General features: G+C 36.3%; 8 protein-coding genes. 6 read left to right on the top strand and 2 right to left on the bottom strand.

The annotated features are described in order from the left end of the window. Nucleotides 1-59: 59 nt before the first annotated feature. Nucleotides 60-1,373, top strand: coding sequence for an adenosylhomocysteinase (locus ISP73_05440; GenBank protein MBL6658028.1), 1,314 nt, complete (start codon nt 60-62; stop codon nt 1,371-1,373). Nucleotides 1,374-1,430: 57 nt separating this feature from the next. Here the strand turns inward: ISP73_05440 and ISP73_05435 are convergent, their stop codons facing one another. Further along, nucleotides 1,431-1,841 (bottom strand): hypothetical protein, encoded by a 411-nt coding sequence (locus tag ISP73_05435; protein MBL6658027.1) that lies wholly within the window; start codon nt 1,839-1,841, stop codon nt 1,431-1,433. 127 nt (nt 1,842-1,968) lie between these two features. Here ISP73_05435 and ISP73_05430 point away from each other — a divergent pair, with 127 nt between their 5' ends. The 5 genes from ISP73_05430 (at nt 1,969) to ISP73_05410 (ending at nt 11,792) form a co-directional block, all read left to right on the top strand. After that, nucleotides 1,969-5,652, top strand: coding sequence for a carboxypeptidase-like regulatory domain-containing protein (locus ISP73_05430; GenBank protein MBL6658026.1), 3,684 nt, complete (start codon nt 1,969-1,971; stop codon nt 5,650-5,652). Between the two features lie 17 nt (nt 5,653-5,669). After that, the gene (locus ISP73_05425) at nt 5,670-9,791 is read left to right on the top strand and encodes a hypothetical protein (GenBank protein ID MBL6658025.1); all 4,122 of its coding nucleotides are present in this window, start codon (nt 5,670-5,672) and stop codon (nt 9,789-9,791) included. A gap of 12 nt (nt 9,792-9,803) precedes the next feature. Beyond that, a complete protein-coding gene (locus tag ISP73_05420; GenBank protein MBL6658024.1) occupies nt 9,804-10,841 on the top strand; it encodes a PorV/PorQ family protein in 1,038 nt (345 codons plus the stop codon). 79 nt (nt 10,842-10,920) lie between these two features. Then, nucleotides 10,921-11,394 (top strand): transcription elongation factor GreA, encoded by a 474-nt coding sequence (gene greA / locus ISP73_05415; protein ID MBL6658023.1) that lies wholly within the window; start codon nt 10,921-10,923, stop codon nt 11,392-11,394. Beyond that, nucleotides 11,394-11,792 carry an HIT family protein gene (locus ISP73_05410; GenBank protein ID MBL6658022.1) on the top strand — a complete coding sequence of 133 codons (399 nt, stop codon included), beginning with the start codon at nt 11,394-11,396 and terminating at the stop codon, nt 11,790-11,792. The genes greA and ISP73_05410 overlap by 1 nt, the downstream gene beginning before the upstream one ends. Here ISP73_05410 and ruvC read toward each other — a convergent pair. Beyond that, entirely contained in the window at nt 11,784-12,341 is a 558-nt protein-coding gene (ruvC, locus tag ISP73_05405) for a crossover junction endodeoxyribonuclease RuvC (protein ID MBL6658021.1), read from the bottom strand. The genes ISP73_05410 and ruvC overlap by 9 nt on opposite strands. Between the last annotated feature and the right edge of the window lie 18 nt (nt 12,342-12,359).

Here is a 12,359-nt window from a genome sequence, read left to right as displayed (position 1 = left end):
GGCAAGTTACTCCAAAATGAGGAGTTTATTTTGTATTTTTGTACCCTAAATTTTAAAAAATGGATTCTAAAGTGAAAAAATATCCTTATAAAGTGAAAGATATTTCCCTAGCTGAATGGGGAAGAAAAGAAATTGAATTAGCACAAGCAGAAATGCCTGGTCTAATGTCTTTAAGAGAAGAGTTTGGTAAAGAAAAACCACTTAAAGGTGCTCGTATTGCGGGTTGTTTGCATATGACTATTCAAACAGCTGTTCTTATTGAAACGCTAACGGAATTAGGTGCTGAGGTAAGCTGGTCATCATGTAATATATTTTCAACTCAAGACCATGCTGCATCTGCAATAGCGGCAACTGGTGTTCCAGTTTATGCTTGGAAAGGCATGAACGAAGAAGAATTTGACTGGTGTATTGAGCAAACGCTATTTGCTTTTGAAGGAGATAAGCCATTAAATATGATACTAGACGATGGTGGTGACCTTACTAATATGGTGTTCGATAGATACCCTGAGTTGGCTGCCGGTATCAACGGACTTTCTGAAGAAACTACTACTGGTGTACTTCGTTTATTTGACAGAGAAAGAAATGGAACATTATACACTCCTGCAATAAACATTAATGATTCAGTAACCAAGTCAAAATTTGACAATAAATATGGCTGTAGAGAATCTTTAGTTGATGGTATAAGACGAGCTACTGACGTAATGATTGCTGGGAAAGTGGCTGTAGTTGCTGGCTTTGGTGATGTTGGTAAAGGTTCTGCAGAATCTCTAAGAGGTGCAGGAGCCAGAGTAATTGTAACTGAAATTGACCCAATATGTGCCTTGCAAGCAGCGATGGAAGGTTTTGAAGTGAAAAAGATGAAAGACGCAATTCCTGAGGCTGATATTGTTGTTACTGCTACAGGAAACAAAGATATCATTCATGGAGAGCATTTCGAAATGATGAAAGATAAAGCGATTGTATGTAATATCGGTCATTTTGACAATGAAATAGATGTAGCTTGGTTAAATGATAATTGGGGAAGTTCAAAAGATACTATTAAGCCTCAAGTAGATAAATACACTGTTGGCGATCACGATATTATTTTGTTAGCTGAAGGAAGATTAATCAATCTTGGATGTGCTACTGGTCATCCATCATTTGTAATGTCAGCTTCCTTTACAAACCAAGTTATAGCACAGATGGAATTGTGGAGTAACATCGAGAACTATGAGAAAAAAGTTTACACACTTCCAAAGCATCTTGATGAAAAAGTAGCGCGTTTACATTTAGCGAAAATCGGCGTGGAGCTTGACGAGTTAAATAAAGAACAAGCAGATTATATTGGAGTGCCACAGGACGGTCCTTACAAACCTGACTATTACAGGTACTAACCATACTTAAATATATTTATTTATGTAGGCTTTGCTTTTTAATAAGTGAAGCCTACTTTAGTTTGAGACCGTTATATAATTACCGTCAAATGAGGTGAAGTATTGTTTTAACGGAAGAAGGGCGGGTCCACTGAAAGGTGTTCCATCATCTAGTAAAAAACGTGAAGTGCAGCAGCTGTCCACCAAATACACAGGATTAAGGTCATCGTTGAACTCAACTACTTCACAACTGTTGGAAGGTCGGTAACTACACGTTCTTTCGTAAGCAACATACTCGTTGCTATTTTTGTGATATATAATGATACCTCTAACGCCATAATTATCGTTGGTGTAAATAGCACTACCTACACCTCCAATTTCAGAGGCTTGAATTCTAAAGTTAACATATACTTCAGGAATAGTATTCTCATCTTTAGTGCAAGAAATAAGAATAAAAAAGAATATAAGAATATGATAGAATTTATTCATGATAGGGTTTAATTTTGATAGTGTAAGATTACAATTTTTTCCTCTAATCTATTAGTTAATTTTTATTTAATGTCTATATTTACGAACTTTATCATAAAGCAGAATATGAATAGAATTTTATAAAACTATGTTCAAAAATTTTTACTTGCTTGTAGTGGGCTTTATTTTCACAGCTACCACAGTTTTCGCCCAGTCGGGCTCCTTAGAGGGAAAAATCACAGATAAAAATACAGGAGAGCCAGTTCCTTTTGCAAACGTTGTTGCCAAAAGAAATGGTAACCAAATTGCGGGGGTCACATCTGATTTTGATGGAAACTACACCATTAAGCCTCTTGATCCTGGTACATATGATATTTCAGTATCTTTTGTAGGTTACGGTCAGGTTAGTCTAGAAGGTATTGTTGTTTCTTCTAACAAAATTACATTTAGAGATGTTAAAATTTCTGAAGGTATTGATATTGAAGAGGTTGTTATTAAAGATGAAAAGCCTCTACTTGACCCTGATAATCTAGGAGGTAAAACAGTGACTAGTGAAGAAATAAAAGCTATGCCAACTCGTAGTGTAGCATCTGTAGCTGCAACTGCCGCCGGTGTTTATCAAAGCGATGAAGGTTCTAGTCTTAACGTAAGAGGTTCTAGATCTGAAGCTACCGATTATTATGTAGATGGTATTAAGGTAAGAGGAAGTTTAGCCTTGCCACAAAGTGCTATTGAGCAAATTACAGTTATGTCAAGTGGATTATCTGCAATGTATGGTGACGCAACTGGAGGTATTATTAGTGTAACATCTAAAGGGCCATCAAATCAATTATTTGGAGGTGCCGAGATAGTAAGTTCTCATTTATTCGATGATTATAATTACGGTCTTGTTGGATTCAGCCTTTCAGGTCCTATATATAAGGAAATCAAAGAGGATGGTTCTAAAGGACGAGCAATCTTAGGGTATTTCCTTGCTGGTGAAGGTCGAAACATTGATGATGGCAGTCCATCAGCAGTAGGTATTTGGAAAATTAAAGACGACAGTTTCCAAAGATTAAAAGACAACTTATTTGTAGCAGTACCTAATCAACAAAGCTCTACAGTTGGTTTATTAAGTAATGCTACCTTTTTGAGGGCTGACGATTTCGAAAACCTTCAAGCTAAACAAAACACGAACAACAGTGGATTCAGTCTTTCAGGTAAAATTGACTTTAAGCCAACCTTAAAAACTAACTTATCTATTGGTGGTGCAGTTAACCATACTGTTAATAACCCATTCATTTATAATTACTCTTTATTAAATTGGGATAATAACCCAGAGGAAGAAACTAATACTTGGAGAGTATATACCCGTTTTACTCAGCGGTTTGGTTCTCAAGAAGGAGATGAAGAGTCGGCTTCTACAATTAAAAATGCATTCTATTCTATTTCTGCAGATTATACTAAAAATGATTTTGAAAGAAGAAACAGAAACCACGGAGATAATTTATTTAGATATGGACATATAGGTAAATTTAACTCCTATAAAGACAAGTTCTATTACTTTGGTGAAGATACAGCTTCGGGAAGATCAGGTTTTATTCATGGAGCCTTTATTGATACATTATTAACCTTTGACGGTTCTAATACATCTAATCTTGATTTAGCGGCTTATACTCAGCAATATTATGACCTTTTTGAAGAAAACGAACTACAGAGTTTATCCTTTGGTGGTAGTGGACAAAGAGGTATTATTAGGACATTTAACGATTTAGGAGAACTGGGACTCCTTAATGGTGATGGCCCAAGAAGTGTGTACTCTTTATTTTATAACTACGGAGACCAGTATAGTTCTTACGGTAAACAACAACTAGAGCAGTTCTCTATGAAAGCCACAGGTTCAGCTGATATAAAAGACCATGCTATTCAGTTTGGATTTGAATATGAAAAAAGAACGGATAGAAGTTGGTTTACTAACCCTAATGGATTGTGGACCTTAGGCCGTCAGTTAGCAAACTTCCACATTCAAGAGTTAGATTTAGCAAACCCATACATTATAGAGAATGGAACATTCGATACTATATACTATGATAGGTTGAATAATAAAGAAGCTCAAAGTAGATTTGACTGGAGTTTGAGAGAGAAATTCAATATAGGAGAAATCGAATACATTGATATTGATTCATTTGACCCTGATGCTCTATCAATTGACATGTTTAGTGCCGATGAACTAAATGAAAACGGTTTAGTTGGATATTATGGATATGACTATAAAGGAGATTTATTGACTTCATCCTCATCCATTGAAGACTTTTTCTATGAAAGAGTAGATAGAGATGGCGATGGTGTTGAAGATGACTTTGTTAGAAATATTGGAGCTTTTGAACCTATTTACACTGCGGGTTATATACAAGATAAGTTTGCCTTTGATGATTTGATATTTAATGTTGGTGTTCGAGTTGATCGTTTTGACGCTAACCAATCTGTTTTATCTGATCCATACAGTTTATATCAAACGTATACTGCAGGTTCGAGTGCCGATTTACTTACGAATGGCGATTACGTTAAACCATCAAGCATTGGTGATGATTATGTCGTGTATGTAAATGATTTGGAAAACCCTACTGAAGTAGTTGGTTATAGAAACGGTGAAGAGTGGTTTGACCAAAATGGAGAATTAATCGTTGACCCAAAATCTATCGCACAATCCACAACAACTGGTCAGATTACGCCATATTTAGTGAATCCAGAAGACAGTATTCCAGTATTCTCTGATTATGATCCTGAGACTGTTTTTTCACCACGTATTTCGTTTTCGTTCCCAATTTCGGATGAAGCGCAATTCTTTGCTCACTACGATGTAGTTACTCAAAGACCACCATCAGGAAACCGATTAGAGCCTATTGACTATCTATATATTGAAGATAGGGTGGGTGCACTTATTAATAATCCAAACCTAAAAGCTGAAAAAACAGTGGATTTTGAATTGGGTTTTGCTCAAACGCTTAACTTAAAATCCTCTCTAACACTATCAGCGTTTTATAGAGAGTTAAGAGATATGATTCAGATTGTGAAAACAAACTATTCATACCCTGTTTCTTACCTTACTTATGGTAATATTGACTTTGGAACTGTTAAAGGGATGTCTGCTACTTATGATATGAGAAGAAGTGGAAACGTTACTTTATCAGCCAACTATACCTTGCAATTCGCTGACGGTACAGGTTCATCCTCTTCATCTGGATTAAGTTTAGTAAATACAGGACAACCTAACTTAAGAACAACAATTCCTTTGAGTTATGATCAGAGACATGCCTTCAACGTAAGTATGGACTATAGATATGGAAGCGGGAAAGATTATACAGGACCCGTATTGTTTAAGAAACAAATATTTGCAAACGCTGGAGCTAACTTTGTAGTCATTGCAGGTTCTGGTACACCATACTCTAGACAGTCGAACATTACACAAGAAGGTGCTTTTGGAATTAACGATCGTTCAACATTAGAAGGAAGCCTTAATGGCTCAAGATTACCATGGACTGTTCGAATTAATACTAAAATCAATAAACGATTTACCATGGATGTTGGTCAGTTAGACAATAAAAGAACTTTAGGCTTTAATGTTTATTTACAAGTTCAAAACTTGCTAAACACTAAAAACATAAGATCTGTGTATCGTGCAACAGGTAATCCAGATGATGATGGTTACTTATCTGATGCATCTGCACAAACAGATATTCAGGGGCAGAACGACCCTCAATCCTTTATTGACATGTACAGAATTAAAATTGATAACCCTTCTAATTACAGCTTACCGAGATTGGCAAGATTGGGAATAGAAATTAACTTTTAGTCTAAAAAATAATAGACATGAATAAAATAGTATTAATAGTTTTAGCAGGTATATCTTCACTAACATTACTTGCAAAAGAAAATGTAGGAAACACGTCTACTTCAACTTCACAGTCTAGCTTAGCTAGAGTTGCTGCTGATTGCACCCCCTCTCAAGCGAAGACAGACCTGAACATAAATAATGTTCGTACAACCATTATGGGAGCAGCCGATATGTGGTGGAACTTAAGTGACGCTAGATATGAGATTCCTAAAAATAGTAATAAACATTCCATGTTTGCTGGTGCACTTTGGATAGCTGGTATTGATGCTGGTGAGCAGTTAAAAGCAGCTGCAATGACTTATCGTCAGACTGGTAATGACTTTTGGACTGGACCTCTTGATCCTTCTGGTGAAATAGATGCTGAAACGTGTGATGAATACGACAAGCATTTTGCTATAACCAGACAAGAAGTAGATGAATTCATTGCGTGGTTTAGTGATAATGATGCCTATCCTGATTATTCTATTCCATTGTCTATCCTTAACTGGCCTGGAAATGGTGTTGATGGCGACTATCAGTTCTTAGCACCATATTTTGATGCTAACGATGATGGCGAGTATAACCCTAGCGATGGTGACTACCCAAAATATGACATTGAAGGTAATCTAGATTGTAACAGTGACGACCTAATATATGGTGACCAAACTTTATATTGGCTATTTAACGATAAAGGAAATATTCACTCAGAAACTGGTGCTGACCCTATTGGTTTAGAAATTCGTGCTCAAGCGTTTGCCTTTGCCACTAATGATGAAATCAATAATATGACTTTCTACAACTACAAAATCATTAACAGAGCAACTATTCAACTTAAAGATGCTTATTTCGGACAATGGGTTGATCCGGATTTAGGCAAATATGATGACGATTATGTTGGTTGTGATGTAGCACGTGGTTTTGGATATTGTTACAATGGTGATGATGTGGATGAAGGTGCAACTGGATATGGTGCAACACCTCCAGCTATTGGTGTAGACTTCTTCCAAGGACCTTTAGCTGATGCTGATGACGGGATAGATAACGACCGTGATAGTATCATTGATGAGCCAGGCGAACAAGCCATCATGTCTCGTTTTGTATATTATAACAATGACTTTACAAATCAAGGAAACCCTGAAAATGGACAACATATCTATAACTACCTAATTGGTAAATGGAAAAATGGTCTTGAAATTACCTATGGTGGTGATGGTGTAAATGGTTCTACTCCAGCAAAGTTTATGTTCCCTGGTGATACCGATCCTTATGGATGGGGTACGGATGGTCTTATCACTTCAGACTCTTGGGATGATCCAGATGGATGGACAGAGAAAACTGAAGGTAACACGCCTGCTGATAGACGATTTGTTCAATCTGCCGGTCCTTTTACGCTTGAGCCAGGAGCAGTAAATAGAATTACAACGGGTGTTGTATGGGCAAGAGCAACATCGGGGGATAATTTAGCATCAGTTGAGTTAATTAGACTTGCAGATGATAAAGCACAAGCATTATTTGATAACTGCTTTAAAGTATTGAATGGTCCTGACGCTCCAGATATCGAGATTGTAGAGCTTGATAGAGAGTTAGTTCTTAATTTATCTAATGGACCAACATCAAACAACTTTTTAGAGAGCTACATTGAGCTAGATCCTTTGATTATTTCTCCACCAGGTGAAAGTTGGGATCCTTATTACAGATTCCAAGGATACCAGTTGTATCAATTAAGTGCGGCTTCTGTGAGTGTAACAGACTTAGATAACCCTGATTTAGCACGATTGGTTTTCCAATCTGATATAAAAGATTCTGTGGAAAATCTTATCAATTATAACTTTGATGTATCTATTGGTGCAAACGTGCCAACCTTAGAGGTTTCTGGCTCTGATTTAGGAATAACAAATTCTATTCATATTACAGAAGACCAGTTTGCTACAGGCAATAAAGATTTAGTAAACAATCAAACCTATTACTTTATGGGTGTTGCATACGGCTATAATAACTATAAAGAATACGACCCAACTAATCCAGCCTTTTTAGATGGTCAACAAAGACCTTATAAAGCTGGTCGTAAGAATATTAAGGTATACTCAGCCATTCCTCATAAACCTTTCACATCTGTAATGAATGCAGAGGTTGGTGATGGTATAGAAGTAACCAAAATATATGGAGCTGGAAATGGTGGATTTGAATTACAGTTAACCGAAGAAACAGAAAATGAGATAATGAGTTCGTCCTCAAATGCTACTAATGAGCCAACTTATCAAGCAAATTTTGGTCCAGTTGATTTGAAAGTAATAGACCCCCGTTATTTAACTCAATCGGACTTCGCCTTAAAGATGTATGGAGAGGTGTATAACGCTTCATTGTCTGATCCTAGACACATAGTGTTAGACGAGGCTAAATCAAAGTGGGAGTTGGTAAACCTTACTACTTCTGAAAGTTTTGTAGCAGATGCTAATATCAGTTCTGGTAATCAGCAATTATTCTCAAACCTTGGATTTTCTGTAGAAATTGAACAAAAAAATCCTGCTGATTGGGATTATCAAAGTAATTCAGCCAGCTATGAAGAGAACAATGGGCTTATTTCTTCATCTATTGAGTTTGCTAATGAATATAACCCTTGGTTAACTGGTGTTCGTGATGTTGATGAGGAGGATGGAGAAACTTCTCTTACTAATACTTATCTATGGGGTAGAAACTGGATTCATGCCGGTTCCTATTCAACAGCTGCTACTAATGTATTTAACGATATAGAAGGTGATCCAGATGGTGTCTTTGAAGATGTTGTTAATGGAACGTGGGCTCCTTACAGATTGGTGTCTTACTACAAAGACGGTCCAGGATACGATAATACATCTGTCTTTACGGATAATCACCCAATAGCTCAAACAGGTAATAGATTACGTTCTTTGCAAAGTGTGAAGGTAGTTTACACCAGTGACAAATCGAAGTGGTCTAGATGTGTAGTCTTAGAATCACAAGATGATCCTTTGTATTCCGAGGGTGGTGTTGCTAAGTTAGACCTTAGAGCTGCCGAATCTGTAGACAAAGAAGGTGCTCCTGACGGAACAGGAACAGGAATGGGATGGTTCCCTGGATACGCTATTAACAAAGAAACTGGAGAGCGTTTGAACATTATGTTTGCTGAGGATTCTTGGTTGTCTTCTGATAATGGTAACGATATGAAGTGGAACCCTAGTTCAAGGGTACAAACTCAAGTGCCAACATGGGCAAACGGAAGTTATTTCTTAGGTGGGAAACACTTCGTTTATGTTCATTCATCTAAATACGATGAATGTGAAGCAGCTAAAACAGCTCTGACAACAAATGTAAATACGAAGCGTCAGTTCTTCCAAGAGATGATGTGGGTATCTGTTCCTTTACTAAACGAAGGCTATGAGCTATTATCTTCTGACGTTTCTATCAATATAGATGTTGCAAGGGAATATAGAGAAATGAATGATGTGGATGAAACAGTCAATACGGATAACATTACAATTACTACATCAGCTACTCAGCTTAAAGATTACTTGAGTAATTATGACCAATTATATGCTTATGAAATCACTTCAATTTCTGCTTCTGACTCTGTCAAAGTAAATAACGAATGGAGAGCAGTTAATTCACTTGGCGATATCTACTACGTTGATGAGGTAAGTGGTGGTACTCAATCTAATCCAGTGACTATGTCAGTGAGCTACAAAAAAGTAAACTACCCTAATTATCGCTTCTCAACCGCTGGTATTGCACCAACAATTTTGACTGAGGAAAGTCAAGTAGATTCTGTAATGGATTTAATAAATGTAGTTCCAAATCCATACTATGCTTATTCTACTTATGAAGGAGTTGAAAATGGAGGTCAGTTAGACTCAAGAGTTAGATTAACCAATCTGCCTGCAGAATGTATAATTTCTATTTACAGTTTAGACGGTTCATTAGTTAAAAAGCTTACAAAAGACAGTGAAGGCTCGGCAACTATTGATTGGGATTTGAAAAATCAAAAAGGCATTCCTATTTCAAGTGGAGCATATATTATCAATGTAAGTGTTCCTAGCTTAGGAAAAGAAAAGAATTTAAAATGGTTTGGTGTGTTACGTCCAATTGACCTAGACACCTTTTAATATTTATACTGTATGAAAATGATACAATCGCTTAAACATTTTGGGATTATACTATTTGCATGTTTTTTAACAACAGATTTATCCGCTGGTAACCCAGACCGTGTGGGTTCTGCTGGTGCAAGTCAGTTGTTAATTAATCCTTGGGCTAGATCTTCTGGTTGGGGAGGTGCTAACATCGCTTCAGTAAGAGGGTTAGAATCACTTTACGGCAACGTAGCTGGTTTAGCATTTACTGAAAAAACGGAGTTAATTTTTTCCAGAACATCATGGTTAGCCGATATTCCTATTAACTCATTTGGTTTTTCTCAACGATTGAACGAAACTTCTGTATTAGCTTTAGGTATTACATCTATCTCTATTGCCGATATTGTTAGAACTACAGAATTATTACCAGATGGCGGATTAGGTACATATTCTATATCTGCAACTAATATTAATCTTGCTTATTCTAAAGCATTTTCAAATAGTATCTTTGGAGGCTTTGTTTTTAAATCTATTGTAGAAGGAACATCTGATGTTAGTGCAGGCGGCATTGCATTAGATGCAGGTATCCAATATGTAACTGGTAATAGTGACCATATCAAATTTGGTATTGCCCTTAAAAATGTAGGTCCAACAATGATATTTGATGGTGACGGTATATCCTTTAGAGGAAATGCTCCAGATGAAGAGTATACAATGACTCTTGAGCACCGAACTGATGCTTTTGAATTGCCTTCATTATTAAATATTGGTTTAGCATATGACTTTCAGTTATTGCCTGATAATCATAGATTAACAACTGCTGGTACATTTACCTCTAATTCATTTAAGAATGACCAATATAGAGTTGGTTTGGAGTATTCTTACAAAGATTTAGTGATGATTAGAGGTGGATACGTTTATGAAAATGAAATTGCTGATGGTAGTGTAGACTTAACTGGTCCAACAGCAGGTTTTACGGTTGAATTACCATTATCTGGTGAAACAACTTTTGGTATTGATTTCTCAATGAGACCATCAGAACACTTTGGTTTATTAAATACCATAGGTGTCCGCATAGACCTATAATTAAAATAAAATTTATAATTTAGTAAGGAGAGAAGGCTATAAAGGTCTTCTCTTTTGACTTATTTTAACGCATGTAATTATGTCAGATATTGTATATTATACAGAAGAAGGATTGGAAAAACTTCGAAAAGAATTAGAACATTTAAAGACTACCGAGCGCAGCAATATTGCTCGACAAATTTCTGAAGCAAGGGACAAAGGAGATCTCTCTGAAAATGCAGAATATGATGCTGCAAAAGAAGCTCAGGGACTTTTGGAAGCCAAAATTGCTAAGATGGAATCTGAATTTTCTAAAGCAAGAATACTTGATGAATCTCAAATAGATACTTCAAAGGTTTTAATCATGTCTAAAGTTACCATTAAAAATGTGGTAAACTCTATGAGTATGACTTATGAAATTGTTCCAGAAAGTGAAGCGGATTTAAAGACTAAGAAGATTTCTATTAGTTCGCCTATAGCTAAAGGCTTGTTAGGTAAAGAAGTCGGTGATATTGCCGAGATTCAAGTGCCAAATGGTCTAATGAAGTTTGAAATTATTGATATTTCTAGGTAGTGCCTACTATTTTTTCTAAAATAATTAGTGGCGAAATTCCTGCTTACAAAGTTGCAGAGGATGATAATTTTTTAGCTTTTTTAGATATTTTCCCATTATCTAAAGGGCATACACTTGTAATTCCAAAACATGAAACTGACTATATTTTTGATATGGAAAGTGATGAGTATGCTAATCTTTGGAAGTTTGCTCAAAAGGTAGCGAAAGCTCAAAAATTAGTAATTGATTGCGCGCGTATAGGCGTTGCTGTAATTGGATTAGAGGTGGCTCACACTCATATTCACCTAGTTCCTATTAATGGTGTTGAGGACATTAATTTTTCAAGAGAAAAATTATCATTCACTAAAGAAGAATTTGAGCAAACAGCCCAATCAATTTCTACAAGGGTATTACTTTAAACGTCCCGGATTGTCTTTAAGAAATGAAGACCAATTGGAATAGGGTTTTCCCTGACTAACTTTATCATTTTGAAAGTAATGGCATACTGCGGCTGCTAAACCATCTGATGCATCCAAGTGTTTTGGCATCTCTTTGATTTTAAGTAAACTTTTAAGCATAGCTGCAACTTGCTCTTTAGAAGCCGTTCCTTTTCCAGTTATGGACATTTTTATCTTTTTAGGAGCGTATTCGTAAATAGGGATGTTTCTGTATAATCCTGCCGCCATAGCTACACCTTGTGCTCGACCCAATTTTAACATTGATTGGACATTCTTACCAAAGAAGGGAGCTTCCAGGGCCATTTCATCCGCATTATATTCGTCAATCAAAGCTAAAGAGCGTTCAAATATTCGCTTTAACTTGTCAGCATGACTTCCTAATTTTGATAAATGTAATACACCCATTGATAGCATTTCCATTTGATTGCCTTTGATATGAATAAGTCCATACCCCATAATCGTTGTGCCAGGGTCAATACCTAAAATTATTCGGTCTGTTTTACTTTTCAATTTTGTAATATTGTTGAA

This window comes from Flavobacteriales bacterium, from assembly GCA_016779935.1.
GTDB lineage: Bacteria > Bacteroidota > Bacteroidia > Flavobacteriales > UBA7312.
The sequence above is the reverse complement of the archived record's forward strand: the minus strand, read 5'-3'. Positions and strand labels throughout refer to the sequence as shown.